This window comes from Nocardiopsis mwathae (genome assembly GCF_014201195.1).
GTDB classification, from domain to species: domain Bacteria; phylum Actinomycetota; class Actinomycetes; order Streptosporangiales; family Streptosporangiaceae; genus Nocardiopsis_C; species Nocardiopsis_C mwathae.
In genome coordinates, this window is sequence record NZ_JACHDS010000001.1 from 4,775,093 (window position 1) to 4,799,217 (window position 24,125).

The 24,125-nt window shown below is 69.0% G+C and carries 16 protein-coding genes and 3 rRNA genes; 6 read left to right on the forward strand and 13 right to left on the reverse strand.

The features are described from left to right. The first annotated feature begins 197 nt into the window (after positions 1–197). Entirely contained in the window at positions 198–1,502 is a 1,305-nt protein-coding gene (locus HNR23_RS20995; protein ID WP_246421818.1) for a DUF418 domain-containing protein, read from the forward strand. A gap of 221 nt (positions 1,503–1,723) precedes the next feature. Here HNR23_RS20995 and HNR23_RS21000 read toward each other — a convergent pair whose 3' ends face one another. From HNR23_RS21000 to acs, 10 genes are all read right to left on the reverse strand, one after another. Continuing rightward, positions 1,724–2,392: a methyltransferase domain-containing protein gene (locus HNR23_RS21000; RefSeq protein ID WP_184078014.1), complete on the reverse strand. Its 669-nt coding sequence runs from the start codon at positions 2,390–2,392 to the stop codon at positions 1,724–1,726. A gap of 290 nt (positions 2,393–2,682) precedes the next feature. Further along, a 5S ribosomal RNA gene (rrf, locus tag HNR23_RS21005) occupies positions 2,683–2,798 on the reverse strand. A gap of 160 nt (positions 2,799–2,958) precedes the next feature. Beyond that, positions 2,959–6,062 (reverse strand): 23S ribosomal RNA (locus tag HNR23_RS21010). Positions 6,063–6,460: 398 nt separating this feature from the next. Then, positions 6,461–7,995: ribosomal RNA gene (locus HNR23_RS21015) — 16S ribosomal RNA — on the reverse strand. The 16S, 23S and 5S rRNA genes sit together here, the layout of an rRNA operon. Positions 7,996–8,624: 629 nt before the next feature. Continuing rightward, positions 8,625–9,101, reverse strand: coding sequence for a SixA phosphatase family protein (locus HNR23_RS21020; protein ID WP_184078016.1), 477 nt, complete (start codon positions 9,099–9,101; stop codon positions 8,625–8,627). Positions 9,102–9,447: 346 nt separating this feature from the next. Next, the gene (locus HNR23_RS21025; protein ID WP_246421819.1) at positions 9,448–11,838 is read right to left on the reverse strand and encodes a sodium-translocating pyrophosphatase; all 2,391 of its coding nucleotides are present in this window, start codon (positions 11,836–11,838) and stop codon (positions 9,448–9,450) included. A 572-nt stretch (positions 11,839–12,410) separates the two neighbouring features. After that, positions 12,411–13,037 (reverse strand): DUF309 domain-containing protein, encoded by a 627-nt coding sequence (locus HNR23_RS21030; RefSeq protein WP_184078020.1) that lies wholly within the window; start codon positions 13,035–13,037, stop codon positions 12,411–12,413. Between the two features lie 68 nt (positions 13,038–13,105). Then, positions 13,106–14,017, reverse strand: coding sequence for an alpha/beta fold hydrolase (locus HNR23_RS21035; RefSeq protein WP_184078022.1), 912 nt, complete (start codon positions 14,015–14,017; stop codon positions 13,106–13,108). 37 nt (positions 14,018–14,054) lie between these two features. Beyond that, positions 14,055–14,489 carry a phage holin family protein gene (locus tag HNR23_RS21040; protein ID WP_184078024.1) on the reverse strand — a complete coding sequence of 145 codons (435 nt, stop codon included), beginning with the start codon at positions 14,487–14,489 and terminating at the stop codon, positions 14,055–14,057. A 200-nt stretch (positions 14,490–14,689) separates the two neighbouring features. Then, the gene (gene acs, locus HNR23_RS21045; RefSeq protein ID WP_184078025.1) at positions 14,690–16,666 is read right to left on the reverse strand and encodes an acetate--CoA ligase; all 1,977 of its coding nucleotides are present in this window, start codon (positions 16,664–16,666) and stop codon (positions 14,690–14,692) included. A gap of 136 nt (positions 16,667–16,802) precedes the next feature. On the opposite strand from acs, the gene HNR23_RS21050 reads away from it, so the two are divergent. From HNR23_RS21050 to HNR23_RS21070, 5 genes are all read left to right on the forward strand, one after another. Next, complete coding sequence (locus HNR23_RS21050; protein ID WP_184078026.1) at positions 16,803–17,639, forward strand: Fic family protein; 837 nt, start codon at positions 16,803–16,805, stop codon at positions 17,637–17,639. 914 nt (positions 17,640–18,553) lie between these two features. Further along, positions 18,554–19,687: a septum site-determining protein Ssd gene (gene ssd / locus HNR23_RS21055; RefSeq protein WP_184078027.1), complete on the forward strand. Its 1,134-nt coding sequence runs from the start codon at positions 18,554–18,556 to the stop codon at positions 19,685–19,687. Beyond that, positions 19,684–20,919: a TadA family conjugal transfer-associated ATPase gene (locus HNR23_RS21060; RefSeq protein WP_184078028.1), complete on the forward strand. Its 1,236-nt coding sequence runs from the start codon at positions 19,684–19,686 to the stop codon at positions 20,917–20,919. The genes ssd and HNR23_RS21060 overlap by 4 nt, the downstream gene beginning before the upstream one ends. Positions 20,920–21,194: 275 nt before the next feature. Then, positions 21,195–22,046, forward strand: coding sequence for a type II secretion system F family protein (locus HNR23_RS21065; RefSeq protein ID WP_184078029.1), 852 nt, complete (start codon positions 21,195–21,197; stop codon positions 22,044–22,046). Further along, complete coding sequence (locus HNR23_RS21070) at positions 22,043–22,816, forward strand: type II secretion system F family protein (protein ID WP_343070646.1); 774 nt, start codon at positions 22,043–22,045, stop codon at positions 22,814–22,816. Before HNR23_RS21065 ends, HNR23_RS21070 begins: the two co-directional genes overlap by 4 nt. Before the next feature lie 26 nt (positions 22,817–22,842). Here the strand turns inward: HNR23_RS21070 and HNR23_RS21075 are convergent, their stop codons facing one another. The 3 genes from HNR23_RS21075 to HNR23_RS21085 all read right to left on the reverse strand — a co-directional run bounded on the left by HNR23_RS21075 (position 22,843) and on the right by HNR23_RS21085 (position 24,081). Beyond that, entirely contained in the window at positions 22,843–23,205 is a 363-nt protein-coding gene (locus HNR23_RS21075) for an Rv3654c family TadE-like protein (RefSeq protein ID WP_184078030.1), read from the reverse strand. A gap of 278 nt (positions 23,206–23,483) precedes the next feature. Then, on the reverse strand, positions 23,484–23,852 hold the full coding sequence (locus HNR23_RS21080; RefSeq protein WP_221308192.1) for a TadE family type IV pilus minor pilin: 369 nt from the start codon (positions 23,850–23,852) through the stop codon (positions 23,484–23,486). Further along, positions 23,830–24,081 (reverse strand): DUF4244 domain-containing protein, encoded by a 252-nt coding sequence (locus HNR23_RS21085; protein ID WP_394353793.1) that lies wholly within the window; start codon positions 24,079–24,081, stop codon positions 23,830–23,832. Before HNR23_RS21085 ends, HNR23_RS21080 begins: the two co-directional genes overlap by 23 nt. Positions 24,082–24,125: the final 44 nt, after the last annotated feature.

Genomic DNA, 24,125 nt, shown 5'->3' on the forward strand with positions numbered 1-24,125 from the left:
CGACGGCGGCGAGTCCGGACACGCGCTCTCCGCCCCGGGCCGACTGCAGCCGAGACACCCCCTCCTCCCCCGGAACCGTGGTCATCGGCACCGCGACTTTCGGCGGAGCGGGACGCATGAGGAGCGGACTCCGGATACCTGGGGTCACGCCGATCGGGCGATGCGGCACGGCATCGACCCTCCGTAGCGTCACCCGCATGCGCCGATCCACCGACCCTGCCGACCAGCGTCGCCACCCGGCACGCGGCCCCGCACGCGGCAGCGTCCGCGCCGGAGAACGGGCACTCGCCCCCGATCTCGGCCGCGGAACCATGCTCCTGCTGATCGCCCTGTCCAACACCGCGTTCCATCTCTGGGCGGCCGAGCACGGGCCGTCGGGCTGGCACCCGATCGACGGATCGGCGGTCGACCGCGCCGTCCAGTTCGCCATGATCACGGCGCTGGACCTGCGCACCTATCCGCTTTTCGCGTTCCTCTTCGGCTACGGCATGATGAGCCTCTACATGCGCCAGACCGAGGCGGGCGCGTCGCCGCGGGCAGGGGTGGCGCTGCTCCGGCGTCGCAGCCTCCTGCTCCTCGCTTTCGGACTCGCGCACGCCGCGCTGCTGATGGCCGGCGACATCATCGGCGCCTACGGGCTGTCGAGCCTCATCCTCGGCTGGCTCTTCCTCCGGCGCGGTCAGCGCACACTGCTGGCGTGGAGCGGGGTGGGCGCAGCGATACTCCTGTGGTCGGCGGTGCCAGCATTCACCGCTCTGGCCACCGGAGACCTCGGCCGCATCGGCGCACCCGCCACCGAGGCCGCCACCGCGGCGTACGCGGCCGGGGAGACCGACCCCGTCGCAGCGGCTGCGACCCGCCTGCAGACGTGGGCCTTCGTCACGCTCGGAGGAGGCCTACTGGCCTTCGGGTCGCACGCACTGATGCTGCTCGGATTCTGGGCGGCACGGCGCAGGATCCTGGAAGAGCCGCACCGGCACCTGCGACTGATCGGGTGGACGGCGGCGATCGGCCTCACCATCGGCTGGTCCGGCGGCCTGCTGTCGGCGCTGGCCCACGTCGGTGCGATCGACGTGCCGCCCAACGCGGTCGGAGAGGAAGGGGCCCTGTCTCGGATCCAGGAGGTGACCGGCGTCCCCGGCGGACTCGGCTACGTCGCAGTGTTCGCGCTCCTGGCGCACTGGCTTCGCACGCGCAGCCGCGGCGGCGGACACGGGGTCGCCGTCCAGGCGGTCGCAGCCGTGGGCAAACGGTCGCTGTCGAGCTACATGGCCCACTCGCTGATGTTCTCCCCACTGCTCGCCGCCTGGGGCCTGGGTTTGGGCGCGACGATGGGGAGCGCGGGCATGGCGGCGTTCGCCATCGGCGTCTGGCTGGTCACCGTGGTCGGCGCCTACGCCCTGGAGCGGCAGGGGCGGCCCGGTCCCGCCGAAGCGCTCCTACGACGCCTGATGTACGGCCGGCCCCCGGAACAGCGGCAGTCGCGAGGAGAATCGCAATGAGCGAGAGCACGAGCGGGCCCGGCTGCAACCGGATGGGCACAGGTCGGCCCCGGGCCGGCCTCCGGACCAACGGGCGTACGGAACAACGGGCGTACGGAACAACGGGCGTACGGAACAACGGGCGTACGGAACAACGGGCGTACGGAACAACGGGCGTACGGAACAACGGGCGTACGGAACAACGGGCGTACGAACAGACCCGCTATCCGACCGCCTCAACCTCATGAACCACTACTCGCCGGATTCACTGCGTCAGCCAGCAGAAACGCCTGCGGAACCCGCTCAGTCGAATCCGGTTCACGGAGTAGTCGAGCATTCACCTTGAACCCGGCCCGGCCCAGCATCCCGACGATACGGTCGGGCGACCACCGGCGGAAGTCAAGGGACACCGCGTGGCCGAAGGGCTCCGCAATCCGCAGCGGCTCGTCGCCCACCTGAAACGCGAGCAGCAGCTGCCCGCCGGAGGCCAGCAGACGACGGAACTCGGCCAGCACCGCCGACAGCACCCCGGGAGGGGTGTGAATGATCGAGTACCAGGCCACGATCCCCCCGAGGGAGCCGTCGGGCCTGTCCAGCGACGCCATCGAGCCCTCGTCGAACCGCAGCTCCGGGTACACCCTCCGCGCGATCGCGACCATCTGCGACGACAGGTCGACACCGAACACGTCCGTCACGCCGAGCGAGTGCAGATACGCCGTGACATGACCTGGCCCGCAACCGAGGTCGGCCACCGGACCGACTCCGGCACAACGGACACGCTCCGCAAACGCTGCGAGGATCCCCCGATCCAGCGGCTTGCCCGAGAGCTCGTCACGGGCAAGTTCGGCGTAGTCGCCAGCCACAGCGTCATAGAACGCCCGGGTGGTGGAAATGGAGTTCGCTTCGATCACGAGCGCCAACTGTACCCGTTCCCACCCGTTGCGCTTCCCACCCTCGGGCGGCGCCTCCCCGCGTTGATCTCGGAGATATCGGGGTATCCCACACGGTTTTCACCCCGATATCCCCGAGATCAACGAAAGAAGACCCAGCCCTTCAGCACGGCCCCAGGACCGGGCAACGGAGACCGCCCCACACCACCGAGAAGGCCACCCACGGGTTCACACAATCACAAACACAAACAACAAAAAAGTGGAGGGCCACCCCCACAAAAAAAAGGGGGCAACCCTCCACCTCAAAGAATGCGCGGCGGCGACCTACTCTCCCACCCCACCACAGGGCAGTACCATCAGCGCAGGAGGGCTTAACGACCGGGTTCGGAATGAGACCGGGTGTTTCCCCTCCGCCAAAACCACCGCAACCCTCAACCACCACCGGACAAAACCGGCGTGGAAAACCAGGGCCGCAACAGCGGCACAATATGAAAAAACAAACGATTCGTGTGCGATCTTCGCCGACCACCCCACCACCCACAAGCGGTGAAAGAAGTCGATAGTGTGCGCGAGCACCCAGCATCTGCGGTGGACAAGCCCTCGGCCGATTAGTACCGGTCAGCTCCACCCCTCACAAGGCTTCCACACCCGGCCTATCAACCCAGTCGTCTACTGGGAGCCTTACCCCCACCGAAGTGGGGCAGGAGACCTCATCTCGAAGCAGGCTTCCCACTTAGATGCTTTCAGCGGTTATCCCTCCCGAACGTAGCCAACCAGCCATGCTCCTGGCGGAACAACTGGCACACCAGAGGTTCGTCCGTCCCGGTCCTCTCGTACTAGGGACAGCCCTTCACAAGTCTCCAACGCGCACAGCGGATAGGGACCGAACTGTCTCACGACGTTCTAAACCCAGCTCGCGTGCCGCTTTAATGGGCGAACAGCCCAACCCTTGGGACCAACTCCAGCCCCAGGATGCGACGAGCCGACATCGAGGTGCCAAACCATCCCGTCGATACGGACTCTTGGGGAAGATCAGCCTGTTATCCCCGGGGTACCTTTTAGCCGTTGAGCGACACCGCTTCCACACGCCGGTGCCGGATCACTAGTCCCTGCTTTCGCACCTGCTCGACACGTCCGTCTCACAGTCAAGCTCCCTTGTGCACTTACACTCAACACCTGATTGCCAACCAGGCCGAGGGAACCTTTGGGCGCCTCCGTTACCCTTTAGGAGGCAACCGCCCCAGTTAAACTACCCACCAGACACTGTCCCCCACCCGGATCACGGGTGCGGGTTAGATGCCCGAAACAGCCAGAGTGGTATTTCACCAACGCCTCCACCACCACTAGCGTAGCGGCCTCACAGGCTCCCACCTATCCTACACAAACCATCCCAAACACCAATGTCAAGCTATAGTGAAGGTCCCGGGGTCTTTCCGTCCTGCTGCGCGAAACGAGCATCTTTACTCGTAGTGCAATTTCACCGGGCCCATGGTTGAGACAGCGGGGAAGTCGTTACGCCATTCGTGCAGGTCGGAACTTACCCGACAAGGAATTTCGCTACCTTAGGATGGTTATAGTTACCACCGCCGTTTACTGGCGCTTAGATTCCCAGCCTCGACCCCCCGAAAGGAATCTAACCGGTCCTCTTAACGTTCCAGCACCGGGCAGGCGTCAGTCCGTATACAGCGTCTTACGACTTCGCACGGACCTGTGTTTTTAATAAACAGTCGCTTCCCCCTGCTATCTGCGACCCCACCCAGCTCCAGAGGAAAACTCCTTCACCAGACAGGGCTCCCCTTCTCCCAAAGTTACGGGGACAATTTGCCGAGTTCCTTAACCATGGTTCACCCGAACGCCTCGGTATTCTCTACCTGACCACCTGCGTCGGTTTAGGGTACGGGCCGCCCACACACTCGCTAGAGGCTTTTCTCGACAGCACGGGATCACTCACTTCACCAAAAACGGCTCGACATCACGCCTCACCCTAATATGGAGCACGGATTTGCCTATGCTCCGGGCTACACGCTTATCCCGGGACAACCACCGCCCGGTAGAGCTACCCCACTGCGTCACCCCATCACTTACCTACTACCCTCCTGGGTCCCACGCCTCCACGGAAAAACACCCGAAGGTGAAAAACCGCTTCAGTGGTGGTTAGCATCAAAGGATTCGATACTGGACGCGTGCGAACGGGTACGGGAATATCAACCCGTTATCCATCGACTACGCCTGTCGGCCTCGCCTTAGGCCCCGACTCACCCTGGGCGGATTAACCTGCCCCAGGAACCCTTAGTCAATCGGCGCACACGTTTCTCACGTGTGTCTCGCTACTCATGCCTGCATTCTCACTCGCACACCCTCCACCACACGATCACTCGGCAGCTTCACCGGATGCACGACGCTCCCCTACCAACCAGCACCCTAGGTGCCGGCTCCACAGCTTCGGCGGTGTGCTTAAGCCCCGCTACATTATCGGCGCAGAACCACTTGACCAGTGAGCTATTACGCACTCTTTAAAGGATGGCTGCTTCTAAGCCAACCTCCTGGTTGTCTCAGCAACTCCACAACCTTTCCCACTTAGCACACGCTTAGGGGCCTTAGCTGATGATCTGGGCTGTTTCCCTCTCGACTACGAAGCTTATCCCCCGCAGTCTCACTGCCACGCTCAACTTAACCGGCATTCGGAGTTTAGCTGACCTCAGTAACCTTGTCGGGCCCATCAGCCAACCAGTCGCTCTACCTCCGGCAAGCAACACGCAACGCTGCACCTAAATGCATTTCGGGGAGAACCAGCTATCACGGAGTTTGATTGGCCTTTCACCCCTACCCACAGCTCATCCCCCAGGTTTTCAACCCTGGTGGGTTCGGGCCTCCACGACCTCTTACAGCCGCTTCACCCTGGCCATGGGTAGATCACTCCGCTTCGGGTCTACAGCATGCGACTCAAACGCCCTATTCAGACTCGCTTTCGCTACGGCTACCCCACCCGGGTTAACCTCGCCACACACCATAACTCGCAGGCTCATTCTTCAAAAGGCACGCCATCACCCACACAAAAGCACAGGCTCTGACGGCTTGACAGCACACGGTTTCAGGTACTATTTCACGACCCCTCACCGGGGCACTTTTCACCTTTCCCTCACGGTACTAGTGCACTATCGGTCACCAGGACGTATTCAGGCTTAGCAGGTGGTCCTGCCAGATTCACACGGAATTTCACGGGCTCCGCGCTACTCGGGAGCATGCCCAGCAGCCAGTGCTCTGCCTTCACCTACGGGACTCTCACCCACTCCGGTACCGCTTCCCAACGGATTCAGCTAACAGAACACACAACCACCCCAGGCCGGCAGACCTGAACAGGCACATCCCACAACCCCGCACACGCAACAACTGCCGTCTATCACACGCGCACGGTTTAGCCAACATCCCCTTTCGCTCACCACTACTCAGGGAATCACATATTGTTTTCTCTTCCTGCGGGTACTGAGATGTTTCACTTCCCCGCGTTACCACCAACCGCCCTATACATTCAGGCGGCGGCAACCCGACACAACTCGGGCTAGGTTTCCCCATTCGGACACCCGCGGATCAACGCTCGGTTGACAGCTCCCCGCGGCCTATCGCGGCCTCCCACGTCCTTCATCGGCGCCTGGTGCCAAGGCATCCACCGTATGCCACACATACTTGGCCACCACAGATACAAGATGCTCGCGCACACTATCCACGAATCAAAAAACCAGCCACACACCCAACCACAACACCGCACAACCAAGCAGCCAGACCAAGAACCAGACCCCACCACACAGGCAGAACCCAGAACCACCGACCGCTCCCGCAGGTCTTCATCGGGGTGGCAGCGGGAAGACAACCACACGGTCGCTCCCTCAGACACCCAACAGCGCGCCCACACCCCTCTTCCAGGAAAGGCATGAGACGTTTGCTTCCCACAATCCAGCCATCCCGACACACAGCCACCACCCCCGCGAACGGGGACACCGACCAACCTGTGCCAGATCCACTTCCGAGCCCGCCGACCAATCGGAAAAACCCTGCGAACGCAGGAACCGTCGGCTATCAAAGACTCCTTAGAAAGGAGGTGATCCAGCCGCACCTTCCGGTACGGCTACCTTGTTACGACTTCGTCCCAATCGCCAGCCCCACCTTCACCCACTCCCTCCCACAAGGGGTTAGGCCACAGGTTTCGGGTGTTGCCGACTTTCATGACGTGACGGGCGGTGTGTACAAGGCCCGGGAACGTATTCACCGCGGCAATGCTGATCCGCGATTACTAGCGACTCCACCTTCATGGGGTCGAGTTGCAGACCCCAATCCGAACTGAGACCGGCTTTTAGGGATTCGCTCCGCCTCACGGCATCGCACGCCCACTGTACCGGCCATTGTAGCATGTTTGCAGCCCAAGACATAAGGGGCATGATGACTTGACGTCATCCCCACCTTCCTCCGAGTTGACCCCGGCAGTCTCCCATGAGTCCCCACCACTACGTGCTGGCAACATGGAACAAGGGTTGCGCTCGTTGCGGGACTTAACCCAACATCTCACGACACGAGCTGACGACAGCCATGCACCACCTGTCACCGATCCCCGAAGGACCCGCTATCTCTAACGGATTACCGGTGATGTCAAACCTTGGTAAGGTTCTTCGCGTTGCGTCGAATTAAGCAACATGCTCCGCCGCTTGTGCGGGCCCCCGTCAATTCCTTTGAGTTTTAGCCTTGCGGCCGTACTCCCCAGGCGGGGCGCTTAATGCGTTAGCTACGGCACGGGAACCGTGGAAAGCCCCCACACCTAGCGCCCAACGTTTACGGCGTGGACTACCAGGGTATCTAATCCTGTTCGCTCCCCACGCTTTCGCTCCTCAGCGTCAGGTAAGGCCCAGAGACCCGCCTTCGCCACCGGTGTTCCTCCTGATATCTGCGCATTTCACCGCTACACCAGGAATTCCAGTCTCCCCTACCTACCTCTAGCATGCCCGTATCCACTGCAAAACCAGGGTTGAGCCCCAGCCTTTCACAGCAGACGCGACACACCGCCTACGAGCTCTTTACGCCCAATAATTCCGGACAACGCTCGGACCCTACGTATTACCGCGGCTGCTGGCACGTAGTTAGCCGGTCCTTATTCCCCACCTACCGTCAACCCGAAGAAAACCCCGGGCCTGCGTGAGTGGTAAAAGAGGTTTACAACCCGAAGGCCGTCATCCCCCACGCGGCGTCGCTGCGTCAGGCTTCCGCCCATTGCGCAATATTCCCCACTGCTGCCTCCCGCAGGAGTCTGGGCCGTGTCTCAGTCCCAGTGTGGCCGGTCGCCCTCTCAGGCCGGCTACCCGTAATCGCCTTGGTAGGCCGTTACCCCACCAACAAGCTGATAGGCCGCGAGTCCATCCCCAACCGAAACAACTTTCCACACCCCACCATGCGGAGGGGCGTCGTATCCGGTATTAGACCGCGTTTCCACGGCTTATCCCGGAGTCAGGGGCAGGTTACTCACGTGTTACTCACCCGTTCGCCGCTCGTGTACCCCCGAAAGGGCCTTACCGCTCGACTTGCATGTGTTAAGCACGCCGCCAGCGTTCGTCCTGAGCCAGGATCAAACTCTCCATCAAAGGTCAAACAACCGCACGCACCCGAGGGCGCGGCGGTAAACCTGGAAGAGATAACCCTGACCGACCAGGTATCACCCTGGCCAATCAAAGGAACCCCGAGCACCAACCGGACACCGCAAGGCATCCGTGTGCTCTAAGGGGCCAAAACAAACTTGGCTGAAAGAAAAACAAACACGCGCTGTTGAGTTCTCAAGAAACAACCGCTCATCCCATACAAGCCGACCCGAACCAACGGACCTGATCAGGCTTTTCTGTAGAGGCGGTGCTTTCTGCTTTGTTGTGTCTTCACTTTATCAGGTGGGCCCGGAACCGCCAAACCGGCGGGCTTTCCGCATCCCGACCCCGATAAACCGCCCCCGAGGGATTTCCCCGCAGAAGACCACCGGGCACACAGAAGTATGCCGGTCGGATCTTGTGCTTCGAACCCTGCGGACGCGGCCGCCACCACCAGGCCAGGGGCCCAGGAGCGACCGGAGAGAAGACCGCCGCCCCGGGGCGGCGGGAGAACCCGACCGCTTCAAGGCGACTCGGGGAACTATACCCGCGGACCGCCGATGCGCCAACTCGGGCAGGAGGCGCGAAAACCGGCGTCGTTCACGTGCGGATCTTCCGCAACAGCGGGGCCGGGGTCATGTCAGGATGCGGGCGGTTCCTGTGTCCGGTGCCGCGTACAGCCAGTCGACCTCCAGGTCGACGACCGCGACGCTCGCCGTCGGGAACGCCATCAGGGGCTCGTCGCCAAGGAACGCTGCTGCCAGCTGGGCCATGGTCGGGTTGTGGCCCACGACCATGAGTGTGTCGATATCCGCGTCGACCGCGTTGATCAGCTCGAAGATGGTGTCGATCCCCGCCATGTAGGCGACACTCTCGTAGGCCACCGTCGGCTGGCCCGGCATCTCCTGCAGCGCGAGCTCCAGCGTCCGGCGCGTGCGCGCCGCAGTGGAGCAGATGACGTGGTCGGGGATCAGCTCCGACTCGGCCAGCAGTTTTCCCACGTTCGCCGCCTGCTTGCGGCCCTTGTCCGTCAGCTCCCGCTCGTGGTCTGTGCCGACGTAGCCGTGTTCGGCCTTGGCATGCCGCAGGATGATCAGTCGCTTGTCCGTCATGGCGACGCCAGAGTGGCGATGATCGCCATCACGACCATGAACCCGACCATCGCTCCCAGGACGATGGCAAGCCCCTTTGCTCCGGACACCAGCCGCCCCTCCCTCCGTGTCTCACTTACTCCAGCGTCAGGTTTCTCCAGCCTATGAGGCCGGACCTGTCACTCGGCCGCTGCCCCTCCGCCGTTGGCTCCGCTCTTCCCTCCCGCCGCGTTCCGGACACACAGGTATGGCCCTGGAGATAGGGAAAGGTGGCCGCCCGCAGCCGTTCGTCGGCTGCGGGCGGCCACCTTGCGGCACTGCGGGCCTCCGCGGAGGAGAGGAGAGGTGTCGGCCCCTCGGCGAGGGCCTAGTCCTTGAGTCCCGCGTCGGATGCGCGGGCCTCGGCCTTGCTGCCGCCGGTTCCGCTATCGCCGTCGTCCGAGTCGGCCGCGGTCTTCTTCCCGTTGAGGGAGGTCGCCGCCGGGTCGACCTCCTCACCGGGGGACTCCACCTGCGGTGCGTCCCCCCGGGCCTCGACCGTGCTCTCGGCCGGGCCGCCGTCGTGACGGCGCTTGGACCAGATGATCGCGCCGACGATGACGGCGACCGCGACCGCCGCGACACCGATGCGCAGGCCGGTGTTGGGCCAGTAGAGGACCACACTCGGCGCGATGATGAGCGCGACCAGGTTCATCACCTTCAGCAGCGGGTTGATGGCCGGACCGGCGGTGTCCTTGAACGGGTCGCCCACCGTGTCGCCGATCACCGTGGCCTCGTGCGCCTCGGAGCCCTTGCCTCCGTAGTGGCCGTCTTCCACGAGCTTCTTGGCGTTGTCCCAGGCGCCACCGGAGTTGGCCAGGAAGACCGCCATCAGTGCGCCCGCCGCGATCGCACCGCCGAGGAAGGCGCCCAGCGGGGCGTAGCCCAGGGCGAAGCCGACGGCGATCGGGGTGAGCACCGCCAGCAGCCCGGGTGTCACCAGTTCGCGCAGGGAGTCGCGGGTGCAGATGTCGACGACCCGCGCGTACTGCGGCTTCTCGGTGCCGTCCATGATCCCCGGGCGGGTGCGGAACTGCTCGCGCACCTCCAGCACCACGCGTCCCGCCGCCCGGCCGACCGCCATCACGGCGAGGCCGGAGAAGAGGAAGACGACCGCGGCGCCGATGATCACGCCGACGAGGACGTTCGGCTGGTCGATGGAGAGGCTGAAGGTGTCGGCCTGTGCCCCGAGCGCCGCTTCCACCGAGGTTCGGAACGCACCGAAGAGCGCGGTCGCGGCGAGCACCGCCGTGGCGATGGCGATGCCCTTGGTGATCGCCTTCGTCGTGTTGCCGACGGCGTCGAGGCTGGTGAGGATGTCGGCGCCCTTGCCTTCGACGTCTCCGGACATCTCGGCGATGCCCTGGGCGTTGTCGGAGACCGGGCCGAAGGTGTCCATGGCCACGATGACGCCGACGGTGGTGAGCAGCCCGGTGCCGGCCAGGGCGACCGCGAACAGGCTGATCGTGATGGACGAGCCGCCGATCAGGAATGCCGCGTAGACCGCGCCGGCGATGAGCAGCGCGGAGTAGACGGCGGATTCCAGGCCGACCGAGATCCCGGAGAGGATCACCGTGGCCGCCCCCGTCTGCGAGCTCTCGCCGATGTCCTTGACGGGGCGACGGTCGGTCTCGGTGAAGTATCCGGTCAGCAGCTGGATGGCCGCGGCCAGGACGAGGCCGACGAGCACCGCTCCGATGGCGATGTACTGGGGGTTGCCGTCGTGGGCGGCGATCTCCTCGCTGACCCCGCTCAGCTCGGCGAAGGAGGTCGGCAGGTAGACGACCGCGGTGATGGCGACGAGCACGGCGGAGATGACCGCCGAGATGAAGAAGCCCCGGTTGATCGCGGCCATCGCACTCTTGTCCTTGGCGCGCGGCGCGACGATGAAGATGCCGATCATGGCGGTGATGACACCGATCATCGGCACCAGCAGCGGGAAGACCAGGCCTTCCACACCGAACGCGACCCGACCGAGGATGAGCGAGGCGACGAGCACGACCGCGTATGACTCGAAGAGGTCGGCCGCCATGCCCGCGCAGTCGCCGACGTTGTCGCCGACGTTGTCGGCGATGGTGGCGGCGTTACGCGGGTCGTCCTCCGGGATGCCCTGCTCGACCTTGCCGACGAGGTCGGCACCGACGTCGGCCGCCTTGGTGAAGATCCCGCCGCCGACACGCATGAACATCGCGAGCAGCGCGGCGCCGAAGCCGAAGCCCTCCAGCACCACAGGGGCGTCGCCCTGGTAGATGAGGACGACGAGCGCGGCGCCGAGGAGTCCCAGGCCGACCGTGATCATGCCCGCGACGCCACCGGTGCGGAACGCGATGCGCATCGCCGTGCGTCCGCCGGTCTCGCCGCCCTCACGCGCGGCCGCCGCAACGCGGACGTTGCCGCGCACCGCCAGCCACATTCCGATGAATCCGGTCAGTGCGGAAAGGACCGCACCCAGGGCGAAGAAGAGCGATCGCCCGTAGCGGACCGCTTCACTGTCGGCCGGCAGCAGGAGGAGAAGCAGGGGAATGGCGACGACGAAAATGATCAGGGTGCGGAACTGGCGTTTGAGATACGCCGCCGCACCCTCCTGTACCGCGAGCGCGATGTTCTGCATCCGCTCTGTGCCCTGGCCCGCGGCGAGAACTTCACGCACGAGCATCGCGGCGAAGGCGAGCGCGAGAAGCGCCACCACCAGCACGACGATGACCAGCGTGAAATTCATGCCTTCCAGAGCCAGGCCGTTGCCGCCTACGGCAGCGAGGCTAAGCCCAGACAAACCGTCCTCCTATGAGACGGGCACGTTCCGGACCCGCGCCTGTGCGCACCGCCGTCCGGAGTCCGAACAGAAGGGTCATCGGCACGCTCAGCAGGGTCGTGCGGGGTGCCATCACTGATGTATTGAATTCATCGATTCCGCCGATCCAACGGGAACGATGCTCGGGGATTCTACGCACCGCCGCCGCGAAAAGTGAGAGCGGGGCGCAATCTTCCGCACACCGCTCTGGATATGTGATCACACAGTGATCTCCAAAGTAGGATATTTACCTTTATGTGCGGACAGAATTCTCATACACAATCAGAAAAGAACCTACGCGACATCGGTGATAAAGGGCCCATGTTGCCACAAATGCGGAATGCGTAACTTCCGTAACACGCAGAAATCCGCGACGGCTCGACGCGCGCGGACGATGACCCCCGGTTCGCTTCCTTAGCCAACCGGACTTCGGTGTCATCCGCCAGCGATTCGGCGGGGATTCGGTAGGGATGTGACCCACCGCACGCGGGGCCGGAACCCTACTCTTCGGCGGACGAACCCGGAGTGCCCGTCCGGCGCAGGCGGAGGGCGGAGGTGTCGATCGGGATCGCGGTTGCGTCGGCGAGGCCGGCGAGGCCGGCGAGGCCGGCGAGGCCGGCGGCGGCATGGTCGGAGCCGCCACCCTCGGCCAGGTCGTCGGCCACCATCCGGCCGAGGGCCGCCGCCCCCGGCGCGTCGACGCCGTGCGGCGCGCGGGGGCCATAGGCGGCCACACGGTCGGCGCCGCGGCGCAGCAGACGCTCGGCCCCGACGCGATTGCCCCGTTGGGCGTGCGTCAGCCCCACGGCGATCTGGGCGAGCCCGCGCCACAGCTCCCGTTCCGGCTCGGGCGCCGACTTCCACACCGCCTCCAGAACCTCGTGGGCGTGGAAGGCGTAGCCCTCGTCGAGCAGCCGCTGGGCCTCGGTCAGGCCCTCCTCCGGAGTGAAGACCGCGTCGTCGGGTACGCGGGGCACGCCCGGCGAGCCGTAGGGGAGGGGGCGGCCGAACCTGTCGCGGGGGCGCTGGTTCTGGGCGCGGCCCGCGGGGTCGCGGTCCCGGGTGGCCGGTGCCGTCCCTCGGCCGTGCGGGCCGCCTGTTCGGCCCGTGCCACTCGCGTCGCCCATGACCGCTGTACTCCTCTCCCCCGCTCCCGCCGGTCGCGGTCCCACCCGGGGTTCCGGCTCGGGGTCGCTCACGTGTCGGGTCCGGTCTCGTCCAACCAGCCTATGAGAGTGGAGTTGACCCGCTCCGGCTGCTCCTGGTGCGGGAAATGCCCGGCGCCGGTGATGAGCCGCCAGAGGTAGGGGGCGCCGACGTAGCGCCCGGACCCGCGCGCCGCCGCGGGGAGCAGGTAGGTGTCCATGGCCCCGTGGACGTGCAGGGTGGGCACGCCGATGGGGCGGCGCATGCGCCGCATATAGCGCCTTCCGTCCGGGCGTACTTGGGAGCGGAACAGCCAGCGGTGGAACTCCAGGGCGCTGTGCGCCACGCCGGGGATCTGGAAGGCGTCCCGGACGTGGCGCTCCGTGGCGGGGTCCGGCCAGCCAGGGCGCGACCACGTGTGCAGCATCTCGGCCACGCGCGCGGCGTCGTCCGCGACGAGGCGCCGCTCGGGCAGCATCGGCACCTGGAAGCCGAGGAGGTGCCGCCCCGCCCAGGCCTGTCCGGAGGTCGCCAGCGCGCCGCGGAGCCGCAGGGGATGGGGCATGGACAGGACCACGAGGCGCCGCACCGACTTCGGGAAGTAGGTCGCCATCGTCCAGGCGAGCAGTCCGCCGGAGGAGTGCCCGGCGACGATGGCATCGCCCTCGCCGAGGGCGCGGATGAGTCCGGCGGCGTCCGAGGCGAGAGTGATGAGGTCGTAGCCGCGCGGCGGCTTGTCGCTGGCCCCGTAGCCGCGCAGGTCGACCGCGACCGCCCGGTACCCCGCGGCGGCGAGTGCCACCAGTTGCCCGTGCCAGGACCACCAGAACTGCGGAAAGCCGTGCAGCAGGAGGACCAGGGGCCCCTCGCCGGCCTCGGCGACGTGGAACCGGGTGCCGGCGGCGCTGACCGTCCTGTGTGTCCAGGGCCCGTCGATCAGGACGGCGGATTCCTCAGTCATGGCTCATGGCCGGTCCGCCTCTCGCGCCGCGCGCGGGTCAGAGGTCGGCCGGGTGCTCGCGCCGAAGCACCGCCATGGTCGTGGCCATGGTGGAGCTGGTGCGGGGCATTCCGTGCAGTCGCTGCAGTTTGCGCTGGCCGACGAAGATCAGCAGCCCGGCGATCAGCAGGTAGAAGACGGTCACGATGAGGAAGGCCAGCCAGGGGGCGAGGCCCAGGGCGAACAGGCCGAGGCCGGCGGTGATCGACGCCAGGATGAGCACCATGTGGCCCATGACGGCGGCGATGATGAACAGGCCGGAGCTCTTGGCGACCTGCCGCGCGTCCCGGGCGATCTCCAGCTTGGCGAGCTCCAGCTCCAGGCGCAGGAGCCGGGAGAGGTTCTCGCTGGCCTCGGAGACGAGTTCGCCCAGTGAGCGCTCATCGGTGTCGGGCGCCTCGGGCCCCTGGCCACCCGATCGGGTCTCGGGCATCGAGGTGGCTCCCTTCGTTCCGGCAAACGTCAAACGCATCCTTCCACATGTCGCGCCACGTTCACCTCACGAGGCACGCTCAAGGTGCGTGTGACCGCGGCCGCGGGAGCCTGTGTCGCGGCGCCGGGGCCGGGGCACAGGCCGCGCTCTTCCGGCGGGCGGTGGCCGCCGCCCGCCGGAAGAGCGGGTGTCCGCCGCGACTACTCGTCGCCCTTGGCCTCGGGCAGCTTCGCCGCGATGACGTCCATGACGGCGGAGTCGGTGAGGGTGGTGACGTCGCCGAGCCGGCGGTTCTCCGCGACGTCGCGCAGGAGGCGGCGCATGATCTTGCCGGAGCGGGTCTTGGGCAGCTCCGGGACGACCATGATCTGGCGCGGCTTGGCGATCGGACCGAGGGAGGCGCTGACATGGTCGCGCAGCTCCTTGACGAGGCCGTCGCCGCCGTCCCCGGCCTCGCCGCGGAGGATGACGAACGCGACGATCCCCTGCCCGGTGACGGGGTCGCTGGCGCCCACCACCGCCGCCTCGGCGACCTTGGGGTGGGAGACCAGCGCGGACTCCACCTCGGTGGTGGAGATGTTGTGGCCGGAGACGAGCATGACGTCGTCGACGCGGCCGAGCAGCCAGATGTCGCCGTCCTCGTCGCGTTTGGCGCCGTCCCCGGGGAAGTACAGCCCCTCGAAACGCGACCAGTAGGTGTCCTGATAGCGCTGCGGGTCGCCCCAGATACCGCGCAGCATGGACGGCCACGGTTCGCGGACGACGATGAACCCGCCGCCCCCGTCGGGGACGGATTTGGCCTCCTCGTCCACGACATCGGCGACGATACCGGGGATCGGGCGCATGGCGGCGCCCGGTTTGCCGGCGGTGACGCCGGGCAGCGGAGAGACCATGATCGCGCCGGTCTCGGTCTGCCACCAGGTGTCGACGACGGGGGTGCGGTCGCCGCCGATGTTCTTGCGGTACCACGTGTAGGCCTCGGGGTTGATCGGCTCGCCGACCGACCCGAGGACCCGCAGGGAGGACATGTCGAACCCGGCGGGGATGTCCTCGCCCCACTTCATGAAGGTGCGGATGGCCGTGGGCGCCATGTAGGCGATGGAGACCCGGTACTTCTCCACGATCTCCCAGAAGCGGCCCTTGTGCGGGGTGTCGGGCGTGCCCTCGTACATCACCGAGGTGGCGCCGTTGCACAGCGGGCCGTAGACGATGTAGGAGTGGCCGGTCACCCAGCCGATGTCGGCCGCCGTCCAGAAGATGTCCGTCTCGGGCTTGAGGTCGAACACCGCCCAGTGGGTGAAGGCGACCTGGGTGAGGTACCCGCCGGTGGTGTGCAGGATGCCCTTGGGCTTGGCCGTGGTGCCGCTCGTGTACATGATGTACAGCGGGTGCTCGGCGTCGTGCGCCTCGGCCGCGTGCTCGGTGCTCTGTCGGCCGACGGTGTCGTGCCACCAGACGTCGCGGCCGTCGGTCCAGTCGACGGCCTGGCCGGTGCGGCGGACGACGAGGACGTGCTCGATCGCGGGGCGGTCGGCGACGGCCTCGTCGACGGCGGGCTTGAGGGAGCTGGCCTTGCCACGCCGGTATCCGCCGTCGGCGGTGATGACGACCTTGGCCTCGCTGTCGTCGAGCCGGGTGCCGAGCGCGTCTGCGGAGAAGCCGCCGAAGACGACCATGTGCACGGCGCCGATGCGGGCACAGGCGAGCATGGCGACGACGGTCTCGGGGATCATCGGCATGTAGATGGCGACGCGGTCGCCCTTGGCCACACCGAGTTCGATCAGCGCGTTGGACGCCTTGCACACCTCGTCGGTGAGCTGGGCATAGGTGATGGTGCGGGTGTCGCCCGGCTCACCCTCCCAGTAGTAGGCGACCCGGTCCCCGCGCCCCGCCTCCACGTGCCGGTCGAGGCAGTTGACGGCGGCGTTGAGGGTGCCGCCGGTGAACCACTTCGCGAAGGGCGGGTTCCACTCCAGCACCGTGTCCCAGGGCCGGTCCCACGTCAGGCGGCGCGCCTGCTCCTCCCAGAACCCCAGGCGGTCGGTGTCGGCGGCCTCGTAGGTCCCGGCGGTGGCGTTGGCGTGCGCGGCGAGGTCCGCAGGCGGCGGGAACCTCCGCGACTCCTGAAGAAGGTTCGACAGCGTCTCGTGCCCCTGCCCCTGGGGAGTCTCAGCCACTGTTGGGTCTCCTCACTGGTGTGTTGTACGGATCAATAAACCATGTGGTCGAGGACACTTCATCAAGTGGGTGGTGTGCCCCACAAGAGGAGGCTGGGGAGCACCCAGGTATTACTCGCGCGTAGGGTTTGGGTTTGTGAGTGCATCGTCAGTGGATCCCCTGCAGCGGATCGCGGAGCTTCCCGGCGTCGACGCGGCCGTCGAGCAGGCGCGGACCGTCGTCGACCGGCTGCTCGGCCATCGGGTGCTGCGCCGCCGCAGTGCCGACGTCTCCATGGAGTCCGCGCTGCGCGGGGCGCGCGCGTCCGCCGTCCTGGAGGGAGCGGACGCGGACGTGGAGACCCTGGAGCACGTGCGGTCCGGCGCGAGTGGGGATCCTCGGGTCAAGGGCGCGCTGCGGGTCTCCGGCGAGCTGGGGATCCTGGTGGAGACGTGGCCGAAGGCCCCGCTGCAGGCGCTGGCGCGGCTGCACACGTTGGCCGCCGCCGACGCCGTTCCCGCGGATCGCCTGGGGCGGCCGCGCGCGGGCGGGGAGAACGGGCAGGGCCGGGAGGGCGGCGAATCCGCGGTGGACCCGCTGGGGCTCGGCGCGGCACCCGCCCCCGCCGAGGTGTCGGCGCGATTGGGCGCGCTGAACTCGTTGCTGGCCACGCGGTCGTCGGTTCCGGCGCTGGTGGTGGGCGCCATCGTGCACGGTGAGCTGGCCGCGCTCCGGCCCTTCGGGTGGGGCGACGGGATCATCGCGCGCGCCGCCGAGCGACTCACGCTGATCGAGCGGGGGCTGGACCCGAAGTCCCTGGTTCCGCCGGAGCTGGGGCACCTCGAATCGGGGGCGGAGTACGGAGCCGCGCTGCGCGGCTACCTGGCGGCGACGCCGGAGGGCGTGGGTACATGGGTCGTGTACTGCTGCCGCGCCGTGGAGGCCGGCGCCCGGGACTCGCTGGCGACGTGTGAGGCGCTGAAACGCGGCTGATATCCGGGTGCACGGAAAACCGAACCCGGAAGATGTCGAACCGTCATTCATGGACGGCCCCGCGCCGGGGCGATGGCGCCTCTCCGCAGGTCTCGGTTGGATTACTTTTCCGGCGGCGAGAACGGCCGTACGCCATTCCGACGGGGTTGCTCGGAGCACGCGAGCGGCGCCCCGACGACCTCCAGGGCCGTTTCAGAGCGCCGCCGCCGACACGTCTCGTCGAGTTAACATGCGTGCAAGTTATATCGTCCGACCAGGCGATACGCCTGGCCTGGACATGCCTCCCGCGGCTTGGTGACGCGTGGGTACCCGGGAGCCGTGCCCGGTGGCTCATGTCCACCGTCAATTCCTTTGTAACGCCTGATCAGGCACTTTGAAAAGCCCCCGTCCGGGCAATTCCCAGCCACCCCCGGCCGCCCCTATCCGCGCCCGACCCCGCCACAGGCACCGTGGTAACGTTACGTGTCAGGCCTGTCACTTGGATGGAAATCGTGTCCGAGCATCCGTTAAGGCGCAGATCCCCTGGCTCTTCGCGGATTCCGGACCACTGCGGGGCATCCCTGGTTTCCCCGAGTCATGGCCTGCACACCTAGCGCATCTTTCGAACTCGTGTGACGATGTGGTCACCGGCCCGGGAAGCGAGGCCTCCCGGCCGGGCACCGTTAAGCCTCCCTGGAATGCGGAGCCGGCTCTACCCCCCCGGAGCCGGACCGTACGACGGCCCCCGTCATCCCCCCGGCGGGGGCCGTCGCCATTTCCGCCACCTCGTCGGCCCGCGCTGCGGCCACCCCCTGTGCACGCGGCGGCCCCGGCGCCCCGCGCGACTTTTCCACAGCCTGTGGATCGGACTTTCGGCGGCGGCCGACCAGCGGTGATCGTGGAACTCCCGACCGCCACGCAGGGAGACGACCACGATGCACGCCCCGCCCGCCTCCGGCACCCCGGACCCCCCGCGCCCCCTGGTCGTCACCGACGACCCCGAGCTCCTCGACGATCTGCTGCGGCTCTCCGCGGCCGCCGCCGTCGAGGTCACCGTCGCGCACACTCCCGCCCACGCCGGGCGCGACTGGTCCCGAGCACCGCTCGTCGTCGCCGGGTCCGACCTGCTTCCCGCGATCGCCGACCTCGAACCCCGACCACACCGGAACGTCGTCGCCGCCGGCCGCGACGGCATACGGTACGCCGCACCCGACCACCCGGCGGGCGCCGCCGCACGCCGCATCGGTGCCCGCGCGGTCTTCTCCCTGCCCGAGGACGAGGCCGCGCTCGCCGAACTGTTCGCCGAGTCCACACGGCCGCGGTCCGGGCACGCGCCCGTCCTGTCGGTCGTCGGAAGCCGGGGTGGCGCCGGCGCGAGCCTGCTCGCGGTCGCGCTGGCGCTGGGCGGGGCGCGGGCGGGGCTGTCCACCGCCCTCATCGACGCCGACCCGCTCGGGGTCGGACTCGACGTCCTGCTGGGCGAGGAGCACGCGCCGGGCACGCGGTGGGGCGGCCTCCTCGGCCGCCAGGGGCGGATGGACTGGGCGGCGGTGCGGAGCGCACTTCCGGTCGTGCGCGGCGTCGCGCTGCTCACCTGGGAGCGGGGGCCGACGCGCGCGGTCCCCACCCCGGCCATGCGGGCCGTGCTCACCTCCGCCGCCCACGGCGCCGACCTGGTGGTGGCCGATCTGCCCCGCGCGCTCGACGCCGGAGCACAGGAGGCGCTGCAGCGCACCACGACGGCCCTCCTCGTGGTTCCCGCGGCCCTGCACGCGGTGGTGGCGGCGCGGCGCATCACGCCGCGGCTGCGCGACCATGTGGCCGATCTTCGGGTCGTGACCCGCGGCGCCGACGCCGACCTGCCCGCCTCCGACATCGCCCGCGCGCTGCGGCTGCCGCTCGCCGGTGACATCGCCGACGAGCGCGGGCTCCCGTCCGCCCTCGACCGCGGCGACACCCCCGCCGATCACCGGGGCTCCCCGCTGGCCGGGTTCGCCGACGGGTTCCTCGCCCGGTTGCGTGCGGAGGCCGCCGCGGAGGCGGAGCCGGGGGCGGAGGCCGACCGGTGAACGCCGCCGATCCCCGCGCCGCCCCGCAGTCCGGGCCGCCCGCACCGGACCCGGCGCTCCTCTCCGCCGTGCGGGCCCGTCTGGTACGTGAGGGCGCCGAGGCGACCCCCGCCCGCGTCGCCGCCGCCCTGCGGGCGGAGGGGGATGTGCTCGGCGACGCCGAGGTGCTGTCGATCGTCCGGCGGCTCCGCGCCGACCTGGCCGGGGCGGGACCGCTCGACCCGCTGCTCGCCGACCCCGAGATCACCGACATCCTGGTCAACGGCCCGGGTGAGGTGTGGGTCGACGACGGTGGCGGGCTGCGCCGGGTCCACGACGTCCGCTTTCCCGACGACGGCGCGGTCCGGCGGCTGGCCCGGCGCCTGGCCGCCCAGGCCGGTCGCCGCCTGGATTCGGCCGCGCCGTGGTGCGACGCACGGCTGCCGTCGGGCGCGCGGTTCCACGCCGTGCTGCCGCCGGTGGCCCCGGAGGGGGCCTGCCTCTCGCTGCGGCTTCCGCGCCGCCGCGTGTTCTCGCTGGCCGAACTGGTGGGTGACGGCACCGTCCCCGCCGCGGGTGCCCGGCTCCTCCTGAACCTGGTGGCCGCTAGGGCCGCGTTCCTCGTCTGCGGCGGCACCGGCACAGGCAAGACCACGCTGCTGTCCGCCCTTCTGTCCCTGGTCGATCCGGAGGAGCGCATCGTGCTGGTCGAGGACTCCGCAGAGCTCGCCCCCGAGCACCCGCACGTCGTCCGCCTGCAGTCCCGGCCACCCAACATCGAAGGGAGCGGGGAGGTGAGTATGCCCCAGCTGGTCCGCCAAGCGCTGCGGATGCGCCCCGACCGCCTCGTGGTGGGCGAGGTGCGCGGCGCCGAGGTGGTCGGCCTGCTGGCCGCGCTCAACACCGGGCACGAGGGAGGCGCCTGCACACTGCACGCCAACACCGCCGCCGATCTTCCCGCACGCGTCGAGGCGCTGGGCTGCGCCGCAGGGCTCGGACGCGAGGCCGTGCACAGCCAGCTCGCCGCCACGCGGGTGCTCGTCATCCACCTGGTCCGCGACCCCGGCGGGAGGCGGCGCGTGGCCGACGTCCGCGTCCTGCGCCGTGCCTCCTCCGGGTCGGTGCGGACGGTGCCCGCCGTCACCTTCACCGCCGACGGGTCCATCACCGAACACGAGGGCGCCCCCGAACTCGCCGACCGCATCGGCGCCACGTGGCGCCGCCCGCGCCGAGGGGCCGGTGATCGGCCCTGATGCGTCGGCCACAGCACGCACCGGGCCGCAGCGGCACCACGGCGGCTCGGCTTGGGATACACGTGTGGGGCGGCCGCCGCGTCAGGGCTGTCGGCCGGGCGGGGGGCGGAGTGCCCCCCGCCGTGGGGCAGGGTCCGGTCAGGCGCGCCGCCCCTTCCCGCGCGCGCCACCCTGCAGCCGATCGCGCCGGCGGCTCCGTCGGCGTCCGGCGTCCGAGCGCTCCCGGGGCCGTCGGCCGCACCCTCCCCGTGATGAGGTGTCCGGGGATCGATCGCATGTGGGTGCCCGCCCCGCTCCTGCTGCCCATCGGTGGGTCCTTCCACGCGGGGGACCCCCCGGCCGGGTGGGCGGCGGTCCTGCTCCTTGCCGGGGCCGCCGGGTACGTGGTGGTCCGGCTGCTCCCCGGCACGGCGCTGGCCCGCCTGCGCGCTCTGGACCGGTCCGCTCCGCTGGAAGGCCCGGACGACCGGGGACCGGCGGCACCGGCGCCCGGGAGGGGCGCCCGGGGCCGGGTGTCCGCTCTCGTACGGGGCCGACGGCTCCCGTTCCTCGACCGCGATGCGGAGCGCCGGCGCCGCGCCGTCATCGAGCTCGCTCGGGGCCTCGCCGCCGAACTGCGCGCGGGCCGGGCTCCGGCCGCCGCATTGGCGTCGGCGATCGCCGACACGCACCCGAGCGCGGCCACCGAGCTCGCCCCCGTGGCAGCGGCCGCCCGCTCGGGCGAGGACCCCGCATCGGCGCTGCGCGCGGCCGCCGTGCTGCCGGGCGCCGCCGGGCTGCGCCATCTCGCGGCGTGCTGGCAGGTGAGCGCCGGGACCGGCGCCGGGCTCGCGGATGTCGTCGACCGCCTCGCCGAGACCATGAGCCAGGAGGAGGACCGGCGCCGACAGCTCGCCGCGCACCTCGCCGGCCCGCGGACCACCGCGCTCCTCCTGAGCGTGCTTCCGATCGCGGGGCTGGTCATGGCCTCGCTGCTGGGCGGCCGGCCGCTGGCGTTCCTCTTCGGCACCCCCTTGGGGCTGGCCTGCCTGGCCGCGGGTGTCGCACTGGACCTCCTCGGGCTGTACTGGACCGACCGCATGGTGCGCGGGGCAGTCGCGTCCGTCGAGCCCGGGGACGGCCGGTGACGGCGCTGGACGCCGGGCTCTCCGGCCTGACCGGTGTCGTCGCCGTCGCGGTTCTCGGGCTCACAGCCGTCGGACTCCTCGTCCGCCCCTCCCCGCGGTCGATCGCGCGCCGCCGTCTACTCGCATCGAGCCGGGATCCGGCGGATACGGCGCGTGCACGCCGTGCGGGTCGCCGGGCCACGCGAGCCGCCGTGCCGGTTCTGGTCGGGGTGGTGGCACTCGTCCTCGCCGGACCCGTGGCCGGGGTCGGCGCCGGGGTGCTGGCCGGGTGTGCGGCCTGGTGGCGGCGACGTCGAGCGGCCGGCCGACCCCGGCGGCTGGAGAGGGCGCGTATCACCGCCGAGCTCCCGGTGACCGTCGACCTGGTCGTCGCGGCGCTGCGCGCGGGCTGCACGGTCGACGAAGCCCTCGCCGCCGTCGCCACGGCGGTGGGCGGTCCGCTCGGGCGGCTGCTGGGCGAGGCCACCGAGCGGCTCCGGCTCGGTGCGGACCCCGTGTCGGTCTGGCGCGGCCTCGGCGCCACTCCGGAGCTGGCGCCGATGGGCCGGGTCCTGGCCCGCGCCGCGGAGACCGGCGCACCCGTCGCCGAGATCCTGGAGCGGCACGCCGTCGAAATCCGGCGCGGCGCACAGGCCGCGGCGCTCGCCCGCTCCCAGCGGCTCGGCGTGCTGGTGGTCGCACCGCTGGGCCTGTGCTTCCTTCCGGCCTTCGTCCTCATCGGTGTGGTGCCGCTCGCCGCCGGGCTCCTCTCCGACCTCATGCTCCGGTGACCGGCCCTCACGCGCACCGGGGCGGGTCATGGGGCCGACACCGGACCGGCCCGCGCCCGGGCGGGCACGGCGCCCGGCCACATCCGGGCGGGGATCTCGACCTCCACATGCAGGATGAGGCCCCTCAGGGTGCAGCCGACGAGGCGGGCGCCGTTGGCCGCCGCCGTGGCGTCCGCGACCGCGCACGCACGCCGCGGACCGTGGGCGGACTGTGCGGCGCCGGCCAGCGCGGCGAGATCGGCGGCGGTGGCGGCACGGTGCCGATCGATGCGCACGCTCGCCACCAGGACCGCGGTGAACGCGCTGAACCAGATGACGGCGCCCAGGGCCAGCACCCAGACCGTCGCCGACCCGAGGTCGGCGGGACGGAATGTCGACGTGGCGCGCATGGATACGGCCCCTCTCGCGTAGCGTGCTCCCCCTGGGGCGCCGCTTCGTCGGCCTCGACGACCTGCGCCCGACACCGCCGACTCGGGTTTCGGGAGCACGCATCCGCACCGGCCTCGCCCCTCGACGACGGCGCTGCACCGGTCGGCGCGTTCCCCCTTCCGGGGGCGATCACGATGCCGGGAGCCGATTCCATCCGTTTCACGCTGCCGTTCGCCATGGCCACCCCGGACGTGGCGGCTCCAGCGCCGGGCCGGTCGTTCGGTGCGCGTCACGGACGTCATCGGGGAGGCCTGGGGCCGGGTTCGACGGGGGTGGCGGCCTCACCGACGGCGAGGACCGGCAGGTCGGTCACGGGCCCGAGCCGGATCGGCGCGGTGACCACGACGCGGGCGAACCCGCCGTCCGCGGAGAGGGCGACGTCGGCGGCCTCCGGGGCCGCGCCCGTGACCAGGGCGAGCACCGTGCTCTCGGACTCCCCCTTGGCGAGGGCGCGTGCTCCGAGGCGCGCGGCATCGACACACTCCAGCTGCACGGTGGCCGCCTGGACGGCCGTGATCCCCGCGCCCAGGACGAGCAGCAGCGAGGGCAGGGCCACCGCCGTCTCGGCGGTGACCGTGCCCCGGTCACCCGCCCGACTGCAGGGCATCGGTCACCATCCGCGTGAGGACGTCGCGCACTTCGGCGCTGGTGAGGATCGCGAACAGCACGGCCGCGAAGGCACAGGCCGCCACCGTCCCCAGGGCGTACTCGGCCGTCGACATGCCGTGGTCGGCCCGGTGGCGGCGGACACGGGCGGCGGTGCGGGCACAGGCACAGGTGCAGCGGCTCAGGATGAGAGCGGCGAGGTGGTCGAGACGGGTGGTGAAGTGGAACACGGCTGCCTCCCTACGGGTGGACGGGCCGCCCGCGCCACAGGTTA